15 protein-coding genes are annotated in these 20,462 nt (G+C 39.5%); 1 reads left to right on the top strand and 14 read right to left on the bottom strand.

The annotated features are described in order from the left end of the window. Positions 1–5: 5 nt before the first annotated feature. The 11 genes from G633_RS19425 to G633_RS0112800 all read right to left on the bottom strand — a co-directional run bounded on the left by G633_RS19425 (position 6) and on the right by G633_RS0112800 (position 12,873). On the bottom strand, positions 6–1,139 hold the full coding sequence (locus G633_RS19425; RefSeq protein ID WP_051200194.1) for a DUF4422 domain-containing protein: 1,134 nt from the start codon (positions 1,137–1,139) through the stop codon (positions 6–8). Continuing rightward, positions 1,123–2,508 carry a glycosyltransferase gene (locus G633_RS18390; RefSeq protein WP_051200192.1) on the bottom strand — a complete coding sequence of 462 codons (1,386 nt, stop codon included), beginning with the start codon at positions 2,506–2,508 and terminating at the stop codon, positions 1,123–1,125. Before G633_RS18390 ends, G633_RS19425 begins: the two co-directional genes overlap by 17 nt. A gap of 11 nt (positions 2,509–2,519) precedes the next feature. Further along, positions 2,520–3,875 carry a glycosyltransferase family 2 protein gene (locus tag G633_RS19420; protein ID WP_051200190.1) on the bottom strand — a complete coding sequence of 452 codons (1,356 nt, stop codon included), beginning with the start codon at positions 3,873–3,875 and terminating at the stop codon, positions 2,520–2,522. Further along, on the bottom strand, positions 3,875–5,044 hold the full coding sequence (locus tag G633_RS0112835; RefSeq protein ID WP_026520141.1) for a radical SAM protein: 1,170 nt from the start codon (positions 5,042–5,044) through the stop codon (positions 3,875–3,877). The genes G633_RS19420 and G633_RS0112835 overlap by 1 nt, the downstream gene beginning before the upstream one ends. A gap of 70 nt (positions 5,045–5,114) precedes the next feature. Further along, a complete protein-coding gene (locus G633_RS18380; protein WP_051200187.1) occupies positions 5,115–6,653 on the bottom strand; it encodes a glycosyltransferase WbsX family protein in 1,539 nt (512 codons plus the stop codon). 148 nt (positions 6,654–6,801) lie between these two features. After that, positions 6,802–8,025 (bottom strand): glycosyltransferase, encoded by a 1,224-nt coding sequence (locus tag G633_RS19415; RefSeq protein WP_026520140.1) that lies wholly within the window; start codon positions 8,023–8,025, stop codon positions 6,802–6,804. A gap of 29 nt (positions 8,026–8,054) precedes the next feature. Continuing rightward, complete coding sequence (locus G633_RS0112820; RefSeq protein ID WP_207638113.1) at positions 8,055–9,074, bottom strand: radical SAM protein; 1,020 nt, start codon at positions 9,072–9,074, stop codon at positions 8,055–8,057. Positions 9,075–9,125: 51 nt separating this feature from the next. Beyond that, positions 9,126–10,121, bottom strand: coding sequence for a polysaccharide pyruvyl transferase family protein (locus G633_RS0112815; protein ID WP_026520138.1), 996 nt, complete (start codon positions 10,119–10,121; stop codon positions 9,126–9,128). 3 nt (positions 10,122–10,124) lie between these two features. Next, positions 10,125–11,195 carry a hypothetical protein gene (locus G633_RS0112810; protein ID WP_026520137.1) on the bottom strand — a complete coding sequence of 357 codons (1,071 nt, stop codon included), beginning with the start codon at positions 11,193–11,195 and terminating at the stop codon, positions 10,125–10,127. Positions 11,196–11,274: 79 nt separating this feature from the next. Beyond that, positions 11,275–12,270, bottom strand: coding sequence for a hypothetical protein (locus tag G633_RS0112805; RefSeq protein WP_026520136.1), 996 nt, complete (start codon positions 12,268–12,270; stop codon positions 11,275–11,277). A gap of 72 nt (positions 12,271–12,342) precedes the next feature. Next, positions 12,343–12,873 (bottom strand): hypothetical protein, encoded by a 531-nt coding sequence (locus G633_RS0112800; protein WP_026520135.1) that lies wholly within the window; start codon positions 12,871–12,873, stop codon positions 12,343–12,345. 662 nt (positions 12,874–13,535) lie between these two features. On the opposite strand from G633_RS0112800, the gene G633_RS0112795 reads away from it, so the two are divergent. Further along, positions 13,536–16,061 carry a LicD family protein gene (locus tag G633_RS0112795; protein WP_026520134.1) on the top strand — a complete coding sequence of 842 codons (2,526 nt, stop codon included), beginning with the start codon at positions 13,536–13,538 and terminating at the stop codon, positions 16,059–16,061. Positions 16,062–16,810: 749 nt separating this feature from the next. Here G633_RS0112795 and G633_RS0112780 read toward each other — a convergent pair. The 3 genes from G633_RS0112780 to G633_RS18370 form a co-directional block, all read right to left on the bottom strand. Continuing rightward, positions 16,811–17,776, bottom strand: a complete 966-nt coding sequence (locus tag G633_RS0112780) for a LicD family protein (RefSeq protein ID WP_026512627.1) — start codon at positions 17,774–17,776, stop codon at positions 16,811–16,813. A 74-nt stretch (positions 17,777–17,850) separates the two neighbouring features. Further along, the gene (locus G633_RS0112775; RefSeq protein WP_022770324.1) at positions 17,851–19,779 is read right to left on the bottom strand and encodes a LicD family protein; all 1,929 of its coding nucleotides are present in this window, start codon (positions 19,777–19,779) and stop codon (positions 17,851–17,853) included. Beyond that, on the bottom strand, positions 19,769–20,455 hold the full coding sequence (locus G633_RS18370; RefSeq protein WP_051154965.1) for a ribulose-phosphate 3-epimerase: 687 nt from the start codon (positions 20,453–20,455) through the stop codon (positions 19,769–19,771). The genes G633_RS0112775 and G633_RS18370 overlap by 11 nt, the downstream gene beginning before the upstream one ends. Positions 20,456–20,462: the final 7 nt, after the last annotated feature.

Raw genomic sequence — 20,462 nt, 5'->3', positions numbered from 1 at the left:
CTTTGTCAACTGAGGTATCTTTTATTTGCCACAAAAATATTAAAAATCTCTCTGTTCTTATATAAAAAAACATTCAACAGTCTTTCTGACAAAAAGCCAGGATATCTGTTCTGATAAGCATCTTCCTTAACTCCTATCCTCTTATTGCACGCAAACAGGATAGGAAACATCCAATCGCAAAAGCTCCTCAGGATGTCTTTCCGCATAATAAACATATTATAGGCATGGAAATATATCTGCTTTTCAACTGTGCTAAAACTGTCATCATACTCCGGACAACTTTGGTGTATTTCATCTCGCAAGATTTCCCAGTCTTTAGCTGAATGTGTTATGCCATATTGATTCCCTATGCCGGCAGTATTTATCACAGGTACGGTCACTATCACGTCTGTATTCAGTTCATGAAGTCTTCGGACAACATCTTCAGAAATATCAAATCGCCTTCTGTAATGACTGATTCCGATATAATCGCTATCACAGTGCTTCCAAATCCAGTAAAGCGCTGTGAGCTCACAATACTGCTGATTTTTTTCCGATATATTTTCCCCAGAAAAATCTGTTAAATCACATATTCTTTTATCCGTTAACGCCGCTCCTACATGTATCTCTTGCTCATAGGACCGAATAGGAAGACTATCACCTAATACCTTGTCAAATATGCTTTTTACAACATAGACTGTTACACTGCCACCGCAATCATCAGTACTTGTTATCCCCGGTAACATTTTAAACGGGATGTAGCATTTGTCCTGGTTATGCAGAAAAAAGAATGCTTTTATATCCATCCAGACATCCCCTGCAGCATTCAACATAATCAGTTTTTGAAACCCTCTTTTATTAAGAGTCTCTACCGCTACCGGCATGTGCGATTCATTTAGCGCCACTATAATCAACCTGTCTTTGTACTCATCAGCTTTGTCAAGAGCTATGACAGGCACATTCCCAATCATCTTGGGATTCCTATTTATATCATTAACTATAAACCTGCAAACCCTTTTGTTATATGGCTCTGATTCAAGGCATAGTTTTAGAGCCCTACCCATGACACCGGCACCATATATGATGATTTCATCCAGCGCACTTATCCTTGCGATAGTCTCATCATTTATGCAAATCCCGTTTTCATACAAAACGTCCATATTTCTTAATCTCTTCTGTATTCATCCTCACAATAAAATCAACGAGTCTATCCATAAAACATAGTTCAAACACTTTATAGCTACTTGCAAACCCTCTACACAGCTCTGCGTCTTTTTCATTTGTAATTACATTGGTCCACCCATCAACCCAGATTTTATCCATATGCTCAGGTGCTACGTAGAATACATGCTTGCAGGCATTAATTACAAGGTCATATTCATCATCTTTAATATCAACTGTATTTTTTACCGCAATGCCAAGAATTGACGCTTCTCCTTCTCCGGCAAGATCAATCTGATAGGAAGTTCCCTCTAATGATTCGTGATATCGTATCTCACTGATGATTCTCTTTGTATCGTCATAGTCTCCATTCACATAAACCAGTATTGTTTTCTTTCCGCTCAGTAGCTTGTATAGCCTTTCTCTGGACTTTTCTTTTTGCCTTATTCTTCCATCGACTGCACGACCGCTTACACCGTTTAACGCATCCAGAAAAGCATCAAACCTTGTCTTAGCAATATTACTCAAATCATTATAGGCACAGGCATAAATACCTTCATAAACTTCCCTAAGTATATTTTTGGCAAGAATCTCATCTCCCTCGCTTCCATTTGGAAGTGATGATGCATCTCTATTCAGGGCAAAAAACCTTGTCTTATTCCTGATAAGATAATAGTTGGGAAAAGTCGTTGGATTTGCTCCACCTCCACCTTTATGCCAAGCCACCGCTCTTGAATCAGCCGCAACCTTATACCCTGCTCTTTTGCATCTCATGCCCCACAAAATATCATCGTAATAAATGAAGTTCTCCTCAGGCATAAAACCAACCTTTTCAATAAGTTCCTTTCTTACAACAAGAGCACATGCCGGCACATAATCACATTCATTAATGTGTGGGAGTTCTTCAGGATCCTTCTCGTTCTCATAAGCAAGCTTAAATCTCATCTCATTAAAGTCAACAAAAGAGCCAAATTCCTGTATTACATCAGGCTTGTCCATTTTCAGAATCTTTGCTCCCATGATCCCAATATCAGAGTATTCTTCCATGTCATTATAAAAAGATTCTATGCAGTCCTCCCGAACTACCACATCATTATCAAGCAATACAATGTACTTGTATCCTGCATCATATGCGACTCTCATTCCAGTATTAAAGCCACCACTACCGCCAAGGTTTTTGTCATTACAGATAAGCGTAACCTCATCCCCATAAGTCTTTTGTATCTCATCTGCACTTCCATCATTGGAAGCATTATCCACTACATAAATATCAAAATTATCAATATTCTGACTTTTCAAAGATGCCACGCATTTTATAACATATTCTTTTTTGTTATAGTTACAGATAACAACAGCTATGTCTTTCATCTCAGCGCCTCCTAAAAAAGTTTGTTTTGACATCGTATAATTTTATCTGCCAAGTCCTGTATTCCAATGATGTTATATATGCCTTGCTTTCGGTAACTATCGATAACCGAAGAAGCATTCCTTAATGCAACAATTATCAAATCACTGTCTGGTACTCCGTCATCCGGATGCTTGACCTCCATTCCTTCTACACTTCCGTCATTGTTTCTGTCTATCACGGCTTTGATTTGTATCCCATGAAGCAGAAACTCCTGCACGAGAAGCCTGCCATATAATCCCGCCCCATATATACATACATTCTCTATACCGTTATCTGCCAGAGCCTTGCTGAAGCCCCCATTTTTTTTCATACATTCAGTAACATCGTTAAAAATTCGATAATCTCTGATAATATCCTGTTCTCTGGTATAATTTCGTTCAGATATCATCTTGCCCGCTAAACCGTGATAGATATCACTAAGAACCCTGATTTCTCTCTTATGCTCGAACCGGCTGTTTATTTCACTTATTTCAAGCAGTACCTTCATTGTTTCATCTGCAAGCCCTCTGTATATTGGTTCATAAAACTCATCATCAATTCTCTCTAGCAGGGTCTCTCTTAGCATCTCAAACCCCGAGTCATACGAAGCTGATAAGTTATCTCTTATACCTCTTAAAACATCAATAATAGTTTTATCAATTTCAGAAGAATTTTTGTATCCTACTCTGCATACATATATGGATACAGGAAAAAGCCTAAAGCTATCTACGCCCTTCAAAGCCTTAAGCAAAAACACCGGATCTTCATATCGCATATACGGCGGAAACATAATATTATTCTCTCTTATGAACCGTCTATTAAACACGAAATTAGTATATCCGTAGTCGCACTGCCACTCCGATACACATATTTTCTTTCCGTTTGCTGGGATGATTAGGTCTTCTGAAAAATCGACTATCTTCTCGTCTCTAATATCATGATTATCAAGAATCTTCCAATGAGCAAATCCGATCACGTCCTCTTCTGAATTTACACAAGATTCATATATTTTACTAATGGCATCTACTTCGTAATAATCATCGGCATCCAGGAAAGATATGTATTTCTTTGTCGCTACGGATATTCCAAGATTTCTTGCAGCCCATGCGCCTTCATGGTTTTTGGAAAGAAATCTTATGTTTTTGTACTTAGCTCCATATCTTTCTAATAATTCAGTAGTTCCATCTTCAGAGCCGTCATCAATGCAAATAATCTCTACGCTATCATCTGAGACTTGTTTTAATATACTCTCCAGGCATTCCGCGAGATATGCTTCAGCATTGTATGTCGGAATTATGATTGATAAACCATATTCAGTTGAAGTCTTAAAATCGTTTTTGCCTGTCATCACATATCTCTTTTTTGAATAGCTCTAGGTATTACCCTTTCAGCAGCCTCTGCTCCATAGCAATACTTGCACATATCCAGATATCCTTTTTTTGAATATCCCATCCCAAATTCCATCAAAGTTTTCTTATCTTCCTTGTTCTTAATGACACTTAAATCCAAATAATCGTCCTCCACATCAAATGCCATATTTTCACCTACCGCTCTTGCCTGTACACAGAAATAGTACTTATTACCTCTAACTTCACGGCATGGTGTTTTACATTTATCAAATACACTCTCCAAATTCTCTTCTTCGGATCTCACAAGCGAATCAAATCCATAATCCACCCATTTATCATCCTCATTGGACAGCTCATAGGATATATCATTTTTTTCAAGAATCCTGCAAAGCATTTTGTACCGCTCTCTCAAAGCGGGAAGAGTTTTAACATAATTTGAAATATGTATATGAACATCATATTTCTTGCATGCATCAAGAACTTCCTGCGTTGGAAGAATGGTTCCATTCGTTGTGATGGCAAATGTTATTATCTGGTTTCTATAATTATCACCAATATACGCTATGCTTTCAGCAATATGTTTATATAAAAACGGTTCTCCTCCAATAAGAACAAACTCAACAACAAAATCAAAGGCATTGAAATAGTTATCAGCGCTTTCTTTTACTACATCCAGGCTGAGGTCTTCATTGGCCATTGGAACATTCCAGCATCCATGGGCACATTTTTCGCACTTAAGCGTGCAACGTTCAGTTACTGATATCTGGCAAAGGTTATCATACACTCTGTTAATCGCATACGCAGCAAGTACTGGGTATATCTCCTGAAAGAATACATCGAATTCATAAATATAAAACTTATTGCTAAATCTATAATCTGACTCTAGTTGCAACCTCATCTCGCTCATATTGGCTGCTTCAGCGCACAAAACAATCCATCCGTTTTTCTTTGTAGTCAGAAATTGATCAACATCGTAAATAACGCCATCATCTGAAACGACTCTGTTGTCAATGAACCCCGAAAACACACCTGATTTCTCAAGGATATTGCGATAAAACTTACCCTTTTCTCCTGCACCAAACAGGTATATATCATGCGTGCCTTCCCATTTCTTAAGAAGATCGTCTCCTAATTCATCGTACTCATGTCCCCTTTTTTTCCACTTCAATTCTTCCTGCCACCTCCATCATTTTATATGTTCATTAAATCATTTGATCGTACCCTAAAATACCCTGACATCATAAAACAATATCCTTGGCACTAATAATACTGCCAGAAAACCCACCTTCAAGTAATCGGTCTTTTATCCCTTCATAGTCTGAAACTGCAGTAACTATTATTCCATCAACATTTTCCAATGCCTCACTATGGCTAACAATTCTAATTTCGTCATCCATTGCTTGTACTGTAGTATTCTCAATTATATACGCCGGTTTATATCCCGAATTCATCAGATTAGTACATAAAAGTTTGCCAAGCACTCCATAGCCATATATGGCAAAGTCTTTCCATCCACGAGATTCTATAAATATAGATAAACTTTCACCATTTGATATGTGCTCCATCCATTTAAATAAAATCTGAATATTTTTATTTGCACGCTGATAATTATCAAAGAGTTTTCGATATTCGTTATATGCGTCTTTCAATAATTTTGAGCCGTCAGCCTGAGTCGCTTTCTCTTTTTGGCTGTTTTGAAAAGCCTTCTTACTTTGTGAAAGTTCTTCAAGATACCTATATTTGTGCTTAGTGTCCGGCTCAAGATACATACCCTCTCCCCATTCATTCCAAGCATTTACAAACACAATATCGCTTCCATAAGAAGCACTCTTTTCCATAAGTCTATACATCATCTCCCCAAATATTTCAGGAGAGTTTTTTTCTAACACAACACCATTTTTTCCCTTTCTTGGAGTGCTATCAAATCCTGTTATGCCACAAAAGTATGGCATAATATCATATTCGCTTTGAACTCTCAGCAAATCATCACAAAACATCTCATAGTCATATCGTTTGGGAGCACTATTTCCATTAGCTTTATTTCCGCCTAGCCTTACCATCGTCCTAGCCGGTTGTCTGTATAATTGTCCGTCAATTATTCCTTTAAGATTGCTACGGCATTCTCCGCCAATCACATAAATATCCGGAAAGCCATTTTCTTTAGCCAGTTTCCTCCATAAACAGATCATGTCAGAAATACAATCAATGTCATCTACTCGATAAATGACAATAACAGGTTTTGCATCAATCTTTATATATCTATCATCACAAAAAAACTTCAAAAGATATGCAAAATGCTTCTCCCACTCAGCACTTCCTCCATAATCCTGAAGAAGAAGTACCCCGTTATCATCAAGTTTACTACCTTGTTCAAAGTTATCCGCCCAAGCATTTACCGTACCACTAATATTGCTCCATGACCTTGCCCATGTCTCATTTGCCCAGCAAAAACAGAAGGGCATATCAATGTCCTTCCACTTCAAAAGATTCTCCACCGGTTTTTCAAGAATTTGTCTACCATCCTTAAACCAATAGTGATAGATGCACATCCCATCAATGCCATACTCATGCATCAATTCTGCCTGCCACTGCATAGTATGTTTGTCCATCAGATCATAATAGTTTTCATCAAATGGTATTTTGGGTTGTTCATGGCCAGGAAACAAAGGACTAGCACCTTTTACCGCTACCCAATCCGTAAAGCCTTCCCCCCACCATTCGTCGTTTTCAGGTGTTCTATGGTATTGTGGCAGATACATTGCGATTGTTTTTATCATGCAACTTCCTTAGCTGTACATTAATCACTAGTGAATAATTAATCTATTTCAATCTGTACTTTACAGAAATACTAATTATTCGCATTTTATAACAATGACTAAAAACTATATTGGTACCTTTATCACACATAATCTAATTCATTAAATATCACTCATGACAATGCCATATATATATATCGTTCATATCAATTTCGCACTCTATCAGCCTTGGCAATACCTCATGTGCATTTTTTATAGCAACTATTACGCCACTTCCATTTGGAATAGATCCTTTATTCATCTCTATAACTTTTATTCCGTTTATTCTATCCCCATCTATATGTCCTGGAGAAACAATAAAACCCACAACAAGGCATCGCAAACCATGTAAATAATCCCATGCTTGCATTCCAAAATGCCCCGCACCATAGATATAAACATATTTATGCCGCGAGCAGAATAATTCTAATTCTTCTTTCTCTTTAAGCAGCGCTCTATCCAAATCATCATCTGTTTCAAGCCCATATTCACGCAACAATTTTCTTCTTTTTGCCTTATCAATTTCATTTTGTAGTTTAGACCTCATACTTGCATTAGTTTCTATGGTAAGCTGGTCGATTTCATATATAGCCATAGACAGTATTGTTTCATTAACAGCCTGATATAAAAGGGATTTAGAGTCTCCAACCTCCTCAAGGATTCTATTCATCCGTTCAAAGTAAAATAGTGAGTCGTCACTCAGATTACGCATCATACTATCTCTATTAATACAATAATGATACCCAGTAGTTGGGACCAGGAATGCTCTGTTATTATATGAAAAATATTTCCAATTTAGTTCCGTGTCTTCTCCATAAGGCGAAGCATACCACCAATTTGGAAGCTCTTCTAAGATACTCTTTCGGTATATTTTCCCGCATGCAGACCAATCATATCCTTTTCTATTGAACATATCCAATAACACATTCTGAACCCAGCCTCTTTCTGCTTTGAAATCAAATGCTTCCTTTATCTCATATCCATAATCGTAAACATATGAACCTATACATGTTGCAACATTTTCATCAGCGTTAATTGGTTCCATCAGCATCGAAAAAAAAGTATTATCTACCCAATCATCACCATCAACAAACGTAATCCACTGAGTAGTAATACTTTTTACCCCATTCATTCTAGAATTAATGAGTCCCTGGTTTGACTGATGTAATACAGATATATTGGAGAATCTAGAAGCATACTCATCGCATATTTGGGCTGAGTCATCTACAGATCCATCATCTACCAATACAATTTCAATTGGACGATATGTCTGATCTAACAAAGAATCAACAGTCCGTCTTAAATACTCTTGCTTGTTATATATTGGCACAATAATCCCAAGTGTATATTGCATAAGGGCATCCTCAATTATTCAAATATTATTTATTCGTCAAAAACATGCTCATAAATCTTCACACCTAAAAATCTCCTAACATCGCTCTTCAACCAATGTTTATTATCAGTTGTTGTCCTATCTCTAATTTCAGTTAGTGTTGGCGCTTCAAAATCAGGCAAAATTCCAATCGTAACATACGCATGGCAATTGAAACAGTACTCCAACGGGCATGAATCGCCCACCCTATCAAAATTCAAATCAGCGTTTTCATCATAGAAGTTTCCTTGTTTATCAGGGAACAAACATCTCCGCATTGCTCCAGAATCAAGATCAATAAAAAACGAATCTCTGCCAGCATTACAATTGGTCCCATGCATCATATAATACTTCATCTTTAAATCAAACATTTCGGACTTAAAAACACTCCAAACATCGATATACTCATCAATTGACAACGCCGTCAACAGCTTTCTACTATCCGCCTCATCTCTCCCTACTGTAAGCTGCGGAAGTGCCCCAAAAGATTTATAACTATAATCCATGATTTCCGGAATAAACTCCATTAACTCATCATGAGGCATAAGCTCAATCGTATAAGACGCATCACTATTATCAATAAGCCGAATATTATCTCGATATATTTTAAGCAAATTTCTTTTTTTAAGCTCCAAGTAATGAAAAGACATTTTAAAAATCAAGTGTCTAGAGTATTTACCTGCTCTTTTAATCAGGCGCTCAATTCTTTCTGTATATATACCATTCGTCACTATTATTAAATAATGCCCCTCTTTGAGTAGCTCTACGCACAGATCATCAAACTTGTCAGCCAACAGTGTTTCGCCACAAGCACACATACCTATAAGCGCACTTCCTCCTATCGCTTCTCTCCTCAGCTTGTAACGAACATACTGCACTGAGTGAGTTAACGGCGGAAATGCTCCCTCCCCAGTACTTTTGTTATTCAAATAGCAGTAAGAGCAATTTAGATTGCATCCATAAGCTGGTATATCTAATCCTATATATTTCCGCATTATGCTCTCAGCATACGGATCTACATCAATCAACATATTAGCATAACTGTTTTCCGCGTTTTTTATCTCCATCATTTCTCTCCATGATTACTCGATAATCTCTTTTATTCTACATGCCAACTCCGTAAATGCTTCCTGTGGTTTAATGTACACCCCAGCCATTTCTTTTTTCTCAATTGCCATATCTACATATTTTATAAAGCTATCATCATACGTGTCCTCTAACAGCACATATGTTGATACATAATTACCATTTTCATATACATACTTTAGCTTGTGCGTATAATTGTCTATCGCAACACAAGGCACATTGCTAATTGCAGAAATAATCATCCCGTGAAGCCGATCGGTGATTATGCAATCACACTCTTGAAAACTCTCTATAGTCGTTTGAAAGATTTCTCGTCCTTCAGCTTGTGAAATCCTACGATCTTTGAACAAATCACATTCGTAATATGTATATCCTCCTGCACGCAACTCCTCTTTTATTCTTGAATCATAATCAAATAGCTTTTCACGATCAGATCTCATACATAGCATTACGTTCCTGTTTTGCTCATGCTTTTCCCTAGCAAATGACATATATAAGGCCATGTCTATAAAAGCATCACTTGTTCCTCCAGCATTCGCGAAAATAGCATTAGAATGCTTTTCTCTAAAGAAAAGGTATAAATCTCTTTGCTTTGAAAACCATTCCACATCCTTTTTTAATGCAATATCAAATGTGTTATTTTTGTAGGTAAGTGTATTGGGAAACATTATTTTTGTATTATCAGCAAATACCTCAATTATGTTTTCATATAAATAGCTTTCTTCCCACAAGTCTCCAAAATAGCCGCCTCCATTCAAGAACACAATATCATCTTTGTAAACCTTCTCTATTATTTCTTCTTGATGTGCTAGCCATTGTGGAGTTGTTATTCCCACCACATTCAACTCTCCAAAATAATCTGATAGAAATTGCTGCTCTGCAAATCCAATCGCATAATCTCCAATATTTCCATGCTCAGGCAACATGAAAATATATGCATTTCTAGCACTATGCTGTTTTTTAATGTTTTTTAAATAGGATATGTCACTCATACCTCATTCAACCAAAAATCCCACAAAATCGCTAACTGTAGTAATTATGTTTTCTTGTGTAATTCTATTTCCAAATGGATTATATCCTTTAGGATAGGAATATGTTTCCACTTGTAATGTTCTAGTCAATAAATCAATTCGTATTTTTTCTTTATATTTTAACGGAAATAGTTCTAGAAAATTATTTTCCAAATAAACCATCTTAAAGTCACGCCAATCCCAGCGTTCATCGATTGCAGAATGCAATTCCAGTTCATTTAGAGAAATCTGAGATATATCATAATTATTTATATTATACATCAATATATTATCACGCCAACGTGGAACACAGATGAGAGTATCATTATTAACCCCCATCCATTCAATTACATTATGTGATGGTAATTGAATCTTATCAAGCTGAATATAGTTTTTTCCTTTAATATCCCATATAGACACACCTTCGTCTGTACTGATCCAGAGTTTGTTCCTATAAAAAGTAATAGCTCCGGTTATAGATTTAATACCATCTAATTTATGTATAGATATTGTCCGTAAGAAACTATCAAATAAGACAATGGTATTTGTACCATTTATTGCAAATGCAATACCACTGTCTGTTTTACACGAATAAAGGATTTCATAAACCTTACCTTGTTCTCCATCAGATAAATCATTCAAACTAATCTCTTCAATAATCGCATTCTTTTTAACTGATAACGCCAATATAGGCATATCTGTATATCTTGGAACCAACCAATAAACTTCATCATTAAAATTATATGCCCCAACAATAGTTGCATAGCCATGCTTTCTATCTCCTATGGCAATAGAAGAAAATTCATTCTTCTGCATATCATATAAGCTGATGCAATCCGAATGTTGGGGTAGAAAGTACAATGTGGTTCCTGCGCAAAAACTCTCATAATGCAACTCTTTTGGATTGTCACTTCCAACAGGAAATTCGCCCACAAACACTACTTCTTTCGACATTTTGTCTATTCTAAACAATGCATTATACTTATAATCCGAAACCCACAATTCCTTATCATTCACCCTTATTCCTGTATACCAAGTAAGGCTCCTATCGCACATAAGATTATCCTCTCAAAAATAGTGGGGGACTGCCGTAACAATCCCCCGCTAAAACTAGCAGCTCATATACCAATTATTTTTATTCCTTTGTATAGCTTGCTTTATATGTGGTTCCGTCATACGTAATCAGAATGTTATAAATACCTGCATCTGTTACTACTCCCTTCAACCACACATTGCCGCTGCCGGAAACAGCTATGTTTTCTTCATCAACATCTGTTCCATTAACCTTTACAGCAGAAATCTTGCTTGCATCTGCATTAACTCCAGATACGAGTCTAATAAGCAAATCATTTTCGCCGGAAGCTGCTACAGCAGAAACCTCTGTTCCCTCTGGCTCTTCAGCAGGATCTTCATACTTCCAGGTAACCTTAAGTGTAGGAGCAGTCAACCCCTCTGCTGATGCCTTACTTACAACACCGGACATCTGAATAGTTGCTGCGTTCCAAGTAATATCATCACCGGTTTTTGCCTTGTAAACATAATTACCGCTTTCAACTTCTGTCTGGAAGTTAGCATCCTTTCCTGCGATAGTTGTTTCAATTGTTACCTTTTCATCAGACTTTACTGCCTTGGTTGTATCATCCACTTTAAGAGCAAGATAAAGCTGAGGATCAGTTACAACATTGTCGCCTGAAAGAGCAGGAGCCTCATCAACAAGCGGGATATCATTAGTTGAAGCTTCTGTCTCAACTTCAACAATAAGCTTGACATCAGCGCTGCTCTGACTTACTGCCTTAAGTTCATTGCTCTTGTCATCATACTTGTTTGTGTCAGTTGTGAAATAAACTCCATTTGCCTTAGCATCATCTGTGAAATTTGAACCTGCAGCATATTTAGCAGCATTTGTTTCATTAACAAGACGCTCGGGATCCATAGTATAAGCAAAAGGCGTAGCACCCTCAACTATTGTAGGTAATGTAACACTTATTATGTGTTTATTTACATGACCTTCAGATGTACCTTCACCCTCTGTTCCACCACTAGTCACTGGTCCCTCTGCGAAAGCGGTAAGTGAGCTTCCAATTACCATAGTTGCTACAAGAAAAGCTGCTAAAATTCTTTTGTTTTGCATAACATATTCCTCCTTGATTATTGTTATGTTTATAATCACCACGCCATCCTGGCGTAGCCAGTTACCATATATTTAGTTTTCTACAACAATTGTAAATCCCACCCTAAGCGTACTTATACTATTCTGATTCTCATCAACAAGGTGATAAACCATAACGCAATCATACGTACCTGCATCTAGCGACTTGTCCAAAGAAATATCTTTCAACTCAGCGCCTCTGGGTATAATTGGGGATTCAAGAATAGTTTCCGTTTCGTCGTCAGCAAGAAACACATCGAAATAAACATCATTGGTGTTCCCTTCATTATTCCTTACGTACGCGTCATTCGAAACCGAATCACCGGAAGCAAAATGCCAAGTAGTACTCATTTCAGTAGTGTAATACCCGGGTTCTACGTATGGTGTACTGATCAATTCTTCTGCGACTTGCTCCGCATTACTCTGTGTAACAACCACATTTCGTTTCACTTCCTGCTTAGAGACCTTTCCTCTTACCAAAAGTAAAGCTACAACTACTATCAGCACAAGGATGATTGCAATACAAATTCCTATTACAATTTTTATCCTTCCATTGTTTGTGGGTATTGCATCCTCTTTTGCCACTTTAAACCTCCGTATTTAGCATCAATGATCAGCATTAAGGTGGAGGTTCTCTCACCTCCCTGGCAAGCCTCTTTTTAGATGACTTACATTCTTTTTTATTTCCACGTACTCTCTTGTACATTGGTATCACCCCTCATCCATATTAAGCAGCTCCACCAGTGTCTAAAAGATATATCGGTTACTCTTCCAGATTACTTTAGGTGTTTTGTGAGTTTTTTTTAGCAGCCATAAATAGCCTGATACTCTCAAACCAGTGGAGTTATTTTATCACCATATTCTAAAGAAACAATAAACAAACACTAAAAAAACACTATATTTTGCATGATTTTGAAGCGCTATTTCATTCCACAAAACCAACTTTGAAATTAATATACCTTCCCTATATTTCTCTACCGGTTCCGGACAGCAATGCGCCCTCTTTTTGCAAAAAACTCCCGGTATAAAGCATCTTAGTCAAATGCTCTATCCTGGGAGTCCATCTCTTCCATTTTATACCTTGCTCTTCCACTCCTCGTATATCTGATCCACGTCGTAGTCAGGCATATACTTCTCCGCGATGGCACAAATTTCTCTAACGAAATCTTCGTTATCCTCTTCTATTTCCATGTGTGGGGACGGCGTTAACATCGTCTTTGTGGTACTATATTAATGAGGTAAAAAGCATGAAGCACAGCATAGATTTCTTCAGAGACGAGATCAGATATGGTTTTTATGTACCCACCCAGGTCAAAATTGCTTGGGCGACTGCACTTGACGTTCTCAAGGTCATTGATGATATCTGCGTTCGGCACGGTATCACCTACTTTGCCGACTGGGGCACGATCCTTGGGGCGGTGCGGCACGGCGGCTTTGTGCCCTGGGATGACGACCTGGATATATGCATGCTTCGCGGAGACTATGACAGATTTCTTGCGGTGGCGGACGATGAGCTCCCGGATGGGTACTGCATACACAACTACGAAAGGCAGGAAGATCACTGGCTGTTCCTTGCAAGAGTCGTAAACCGCAGGAGAATTTCTTTTGACGAAGACGTCCTAAGGGACAACTACAATTTCCCCTGGCTCACAGGAGTTGATATATTCATCAAGGACTATCTGTATCCCGATCCCGCCGAGGAAAAGAAGCGGGACAACGAGGTTCTTCGGCTGATCGCAGTCGCAGACGGGATAACAGACAATTCCCTCAGTCCCTCCACCATCGAAACAGAACTTTCTTCTATTCAAAAGAAATATAACATCGCCCTCCCTTCTTCCAGAGACAAAAGGGCTGTTTCTGTTGCCCTCTATGCCCTTGCAGAGAAGCAGATGGGCAGGGTCAAACGGGATGAAGCAAAAGAGATCGGTCAGATCTTCCCTTTTATCCTAAGGGGCGGAAAGGGCGAAGCAAAAGAGCTGTATGAATCTTTTGTGCGCATTCCCTTCGAGGATACAACTATCCCCGTTCCGGCTAAGTACAACAGAGTGCTCTCAAGCCGCTACGGCAACTATAATGAGATAAGAAAGGTCTGGAGCGGACATACATATCCGGCCTTTGAGGCGCAGAAAGACCTCTTTGAAAAGAGTTCGAACGTAACTCTACCGCATTTTGCATATGATCCCGAGATGATGGAAAGACCGCAGCCTGACACATCCGGCAGCCTGAAGGCAATAGCCGGAGAGTGCCTTGATGGCCTTAAGTCCCTTTATGCAGATGCCTGTGCTCTTTTTAGTAATGTTTCACTTGATGAATTCACATCCAGGCTCGGCGAGCTTCAGCAGCTGGCGATGGATCTTGGTACCCTTATAGAGAACGTTAAGGGAGAAAATAATCCTCACACCGTGGCCATTGTTTCTGTACTTGAGACCTTCTGCGAGGATATCTACAATTGCAGTCAGTCAGCTTTTGAACTCTTGTCCTGCAACGAAGCCTCCGTTTTCAGCCATGAAGCATCTGCTCAACGTAAAAGCGAATCCACAACCTCTGAAGGCAGCATCTGTTCTCAGGATTCATCAGTACTGTTATCTCTTGACAGTACACTTGCCGCCCTTGAAAGCGCTCTTTTCGAGCACCTTTTTAACCGTAAGGAGATCCTCTTTCTCCCCATCGGACCAAAAGAATGGAACACCTTATCCGGAGTATACGACCGCATTTCCAATGATCCGGACATAGATCCCGTTGTTGTGCCCCTGCCTCTTTTCACCAGGGACTACTACGGACAGCCGACCATGTCCATGGACGAAATAAGAAAGAGTGCCAATATCGGCAATTACCCTAAGGGTCTTCCAATACAGAACTGGGAAACCTATGACCTTGCCCTTCACTGCCCGGATTCAATATACATTCAGTTTCCCTACGACGGTGAGAATCCATATCTTACTATCCCACGGAATTTCTTTGCCGACAGTCTCCGCTCGTATACCCCGCAGCTGGTATATATACCCATAGGTAAGACCTCTGAGTTTGGCGAAAAAGACATAACGGACCTGATCGTCCTAAGATACTATGTCACCGCTCCTGCCCTTATCTATGCCGACAGGATCGCAGTTCAGTCAGAGAACATCAAGACCCGCTACGTGACTGCACTCACCGCATTCGCAGACACGGACACAGAGCACATCTGGGAGGAGAAAATATACTCTGCCCCCGAGATTTTTGACGAATGCTCCGATATCTTCAGTGAAAACGCTAACTGGAAGAACACTATCACAGAAAAAAACACCACAGAAATGGCCGCTCGACAGATTACGACAACAGAAATTCCAACCAAAGAGATTACGACCGCAGGAATTACTACCACAGGAATCACTACCTCAAAAATATCTGCCTCAACAACTGCTTCAATTAAAAAGAATCTTCTCTACTGCATCAGTCTCTACGAATTTACCGAGCACGCGGATCACCTTTTGGGCAGCATAGAAGAAAGACTTGACGTGCTCTCATCGGCAAGCAGCAAAATAAATGCATCTCTTTGCTTCTATCCCGATAGCTTTGTCTGCAGTGACCCTCTACTGCATGACAGAATAGTCAGTCTCAAAGAATCCATTATCATAAGCGCAAAAGAAAGAGGAATTGAAACAATCCCTCTTCCCTCAGATGACGTTTATTCATTTGTCAGCTCTTTTGATGCCTACTACGGCAGCTCCAGCCCTCTTGTCCACATCTTTACCGGCCAGCACAAGCCGGTGATGATAGCCGACAACGGCATATGAATGGGCCGCGTTGACTCGTGCCAACATCGACACGCTTATCCCCCGCTCAGATAACGACACTTTTCCCAGCGAAAAAGGCTAGGCTTTTAACAACCGTACTTAACTGAACAGCTTAAACAGAAATTCCGGACGTGCGGCTTTCCCGCATCCGGCTCTTTACGAGACTAATTATTCGTATTACTGCGCATAGATACTTACGTATGTTCTAGGAAGAGCAACTTTATGATGTGAACTAATCATTGCCCAGAATTCGTTCCTATTGTAGCTCTTCTTTTGACTTCGTCTATTCAGCCAAAATAATAGACTTTTAAGGACTTCATATCTAAATGTCTTCAAACTTCGCAAGTTATCTGTAATCCCATAGTAATGGTACGGCTTTGTCTCCATCCATCTTGTTATGACATTCTCTCAAAAGCTCCACATTTATCATGTGGGATATGGATGTAAAGACCATGTTTGGATTCTGCGCGGATAAATCTGCTATTCTCGCCAATTTCGTTGTCATTTGTTTGTTCTTCTTTCTCTGTCTCTGAGTACAGTGAAGACTATCTCTGTGTATAGCAAATGTTTCCTCTTTGATATTGTCTCGCAGACCCAAGCTGTGAGGAACAGCTTGTTCTCGACTTCCCTCCAGCATTTATGTGTTCATGCCTTCATCGGTACTATTTGGGTCTCCGACTACCTGCAAACCATTCAACTCGCCATAAACAATTTTGGTGCATTGAAATGGCAATATTCCAGATTGCTTATTATTGTTTTGCATCCATTTTTCTTTTTACATCCTCAGGATCTACGATCAGTTTACCGTTTTCATCATACTCAAGATAAATCTCAGGAATATCCCATCCTCTTTTTATATGCTCCTCATAGAGTCTGATTCTCTGATACTTGTAGATGGGATATTCATGCTGTGAGGTATGTTTCCTGGGCATCTTATAATCTCCAAATATCCTGGTCAGCACCGTGTCGTAATCTCTGGGAATCGGTACGTCCATAACGCCTTCAAAGGGCATCCAGATTCTGTCTGTAAAATACCTGTCCTTAAAACCAACCATACCGTAATATATGACCTGCTCACGATTTTCAACATCCTCAGAGCCGCAGTCTTCGCATAATCCACAGGCCAGATCAAGGAGCCGCAGTATCTGAAGTTCCAGTGGCTCAGCATTGTTAAATGTGTAGGACAGCTCATTTTCCATTGTAGCCTTGATATTGCAGTATTCTGAATACTCCGCCTCGCCGATGCTCTTGCCATTTACGGCCCATTGCAGCATCAACAGCCTGTCAAGCAGCCTTATCAGTCTGTCCTGATATGCAAACTCTTCCAGGTCAGCCGGCACTCTGTCAAACACAAAAATGTCCACTCCAGTTGAATAGGGACATCCATGAAACCTTCCGAGAAATTCCGGAGTGGTATCAATTCTGGTTCCGTTGCAAATGTTGAAGCACATTTCCTTTGGCGCTATTGCTCCCGGCAAAAGAGACTTTGTCTTTAAATAAGGCGGAAGCTCTGCTGCCACGGCATCCATGAATCTCTCATAATCTGCTCTCAGCATTGCTATATCTATATCATCATCCCAGGGAATAAATCCCCTGTGTCTGACTGTTCCAAGTAGAGACCCGTAGCACATGATCCAGTTTATATCATGTTTTTTACAGATCTCACCTATCCATGAGAGAATCTCCATCTGAGCTCCCCACATTCTCTTCATCATGGCGGTCACATGAAACCCCAGCCGTATTTCATTTTTAAAGTATTCATCGGGAAAAGAGAGCATAAACAGCCTTTCTATATTTCAAGGTTCTGAATCATAACCGGTTTCTTGTTTATAACAAACTTCCTTGCTATCACTCCGGGATCGCCATAGAACGCATCGCACCTGCCAATGTAATTTTCAGTCAATCCACAAGAGTCATAAATACAGTTTTTCCAAACTGTACCTATTCCACTTACAATTTTTTTATACTTCTCCCACAGCGCATCATCCAGTTCTTTCAGACAATCTGTCAGAGCCTTCTGCGGCAGAACCACAGCCACCAGATTGTCAGCATTTTCAGCAAACAGATGAAGCGACCTTTTCATTTTCTCTATTGCCTTGTCTCCTCCAATGAGCAACATACTGATAGAAATATAATAAAGTACGACTTTCTTACCTCCAATATTTCCTACAAATTTATCCCACTCCTCAGAAGAAATCTCCACTGGTTTAGTTTTGTCAAAAATCCCAAAATCCTCCGGGAGTACTATCTTTTGATTCCAGTATTCTCTCGTTGGTTCACCCGTAAGCTCCACAAGTTTCTTAATATAAACCTGCTTCATCTTGTCCGAGCCCAACAGTATCCTGTCGGAATTGACTACAGCAGGCTGTTCAATAAGCACCGATATACTTTTTTCAGCTTTATCTCCTTCAACAGCCGGATCATCAGGATCAAAACAGGGAATGTATAGCAATTCATCAGTATATTGTTGAAGATTATGAGAGTAATAGAATTCCGGAACTGCCATCACTGTGCTGAAATCGTCATATGGAACCTGTATCACTATCATATCCGGATGTTCATTTGCAAAGTCATATTGTTCATGATCCTCGACGCTAACATGATTCGGGAAAAGGTCTTTTTCATCATGATCATCTAAATACTCGCCTTTGTAGTTCCTTTCATTGTAAGGAATAGGAAGTACATGAACCTCCACGTCAGGATCAGATGAAAAATGCTCCCAAAGTGGCTCCATACTACTCCACCACCTTGCTCTGCAGGGCAGAAAAACCACTTTTCTAATAGTTCTGTCTGCAGAAGGATTACTAGCCTTTAGAATATATCTGCTGACCGCCTTCAGCAGCGCCTGATTATTCATGCTATATCTATATGGCTGTCTTCCAAAATGCTCAAAAAGTATCTGTTCCTGTTCACCATATACAGGATAGTCATGAGCCCCACCGACCTTAACTACATTCCAGTAGTCACCATAGTCAGCTCTCAATTTCTCATCATATCTTGCCGGCACTCTTATATATGTATCTTCAAACGGAAGTTCTACAAAGGATTCGTATAGTTTGCGGCTATATATATGATTCCTATCAGTAATCCAAAAGCGCATAAGAGCTACTTTTTCAGCATCAGAAATAGGACATTCACTATAGATTTTTTCAAGACGTTTTAATGACTCCTGTTTATGGTCCTTGGTATATTCTGCAATGACTTTTTCAGCCCGTACTTTACGCTCGGCTTCCTTCTCAGGATCGTTGTACACCCCATCTAGCGGAAAAATATCTACTCCAGCAGTATATGGACACCCATAAAACTCATTCATATGTCCGTCAGAATAGTCAATAGCATGGCTATTCACAACTCTCCCAACAAGTTCTCTATATTCAGGTTGCTCATCAATGTTCATGATCACATAGCCTTCAGGAAGTTCCTTTTTAGCCACCTCGAAAAACCTGACATAATCACTTCTTAGCATGCATATATCAAGATCATCATCCCATGGTATATAGCCCCCATGTCTTACAGCGCCCATGAGAGTTCCATAATCTGCAAACCATTTAATCTCATGCCTGTCACATATTCCGGCAATCACAGACAGAACCTTCAACTGAGCCGCCCAATAGCGCTTCATCATGGTCGGAACAAAAAAGCCTTCTCTGACTTCATCTTCAAAGAAGGCCTCTGCAAAAGAAATATCCAAAATATCTACTCTTCCGTTATGATCCATATACCCAACTGTCCTGCTTTTTTTCGCCACTTAAGTAGCCAAAATCTATCTTCCTGATAGCCTTAATTATATCCTTGTAAGGAGTATTTTTTCCAAACAGAAGTGTTGTGCCAAGAACAAAGCCGTCGACTCCATGGGGAGCATACTTCTGTATGCGCTCAGCACTGCATGCGCCATCCCATATAAGCTTAAATCCCATTTTCTCCCTGAGTCTTATGAGCTGTTCAACCTTTTCTCCTACATAAGGCAGGAACATCTGACTAGCATTTCCAGGATTTACGGCCATAACCAGAACATGGTCTACGATCCTTAGCATCTCTCTTACTGTTTCAACGCTGGTTCCGGGATTGATAGCGATACCGGGATGCATCCCGGCATCTATGATTTTTTGAAGTGTTGCAGAAGGGTGATACTCAGCCTCCGGATGAATGTATACAGTATCTCCGGGACGCAGGTTATCCAAAAACATGTCAATATTATTTCTGGGATGTTCAATCATAAGGTGAACATCAAGCGGAAGGTCGGTTATCCTCGCAATGGCAGCCATGTCATACAAAGACATGGCAAAGTTGTGGACATAACGTCCATCCATTATATCTACGTGGAAAGAATCTATACCGGCATCCTCAAGATTATGTATCTCCCTCTCAAGGTTTCCAAAGTCTGCACACATCATCGATGCA

Source organism: Butyrivibrio sp. FCS006 (assembly GCF_000424525.1).
Classification (GTDB): Bacteria; Bacillota; Clostridia; order Lachnospirales; family Lachnospiraceae; genus Butyrivibrio.
The sequence above is the reverse complement of the archived record's forward strand: the minus strand, read 5'-3'. Positions and strand labels throughout refer to the sequence as shown.

Bases quoted from the DNA above. Each gene is read 5' to 3' on its own strand.
- G633_RS19425 (WP_051200194.1), bottom strand. From the start codon at position 1,139: ATGGACGTTTTGTATGAAAACGGGATTTGCATAAATGATGAGACTATC.
- G633_RS18390 (WP_051200192.1), bottom strand. From the start codon at position 2,508: ATGAAAGACATAGCTGTTGTTATCTGTAACTATAACAAAAAAGAATAT.
- G633_RS19420 (WP_051200190.1), bottom strand. From the start codon at position 3,875: ATGACAGGCAAAAACGATTTTAAGACTTCAACTGAATATGGTTTATCA.
- G633_RS18380 (WP_051200187.1), bottom strand. From the start codon at position 6,653: ATGATAAAAACAATCGCAATGTATCTGCCACAATACCATAGAACACCT.
- G633_RS19415 (WP_026520140.1), bottom strand. From the start codon at position 8,025: ATGCAATATACACTTGGGATTATTGTGCCAATATATAACAAGCAAGAG.
- G633_RS0112820 (WP_207638113.1), bottom strand. From the start codon at position 9,074: ATGTTGATTGATGTAGATCCGTATGCTGAGAGCATAATGCGGAAATAT.
- G633_RS0112815 (WP_026520138.1), bottom strand. From the start codon at position 10,121: ATGAGTGACATATCCTATTTAAAAAACATTAAAAAACAGCATAGTGCT.
- G633_RS0112810 (WP_026520137.1), bottom strand. From the start codon at position 11,195: ATGTGCGATAGGAGCCTTACTTGGTATACAGGAATAAGGGTGAATGAT.
- G633_RS0112805 (WP_026520136.1), bottom strand. From the start codon at position 12,270: ATGCAAAACAAAAGAATTTTAGCAGCTTTTCTTGTAGCAACTATGGTA.
- G633_RS0112795 (WP_026520134.1), top strand. From the start codon at position 13,536: ATGAAGCACAGCATAGATTTCTTCAGAGACGAGATCAGATATGGTTTT.
- G633_RS0112780 (WP_026512627.1), bottom strand. From the start codon at position 17,776: ATGATGAAGAGAATGTGGGGAGCTCAGATGGAGATTCTCTCATGGATA.
- G633_RS0112775 (WP_022770324.1), bottom strand. From the start codon at position 19,779: ATGGATCATAACGGAAGAGTAGATATTTTGGATATTTCTTTTGCAGAG.
- G633_RS18370 (WP_051154965.1), bottom strand. From the start codon at position 20,455: ATGATGTGTGCAGACTTTGGAAACCTTGAGAGGGAGATACATAATCTT.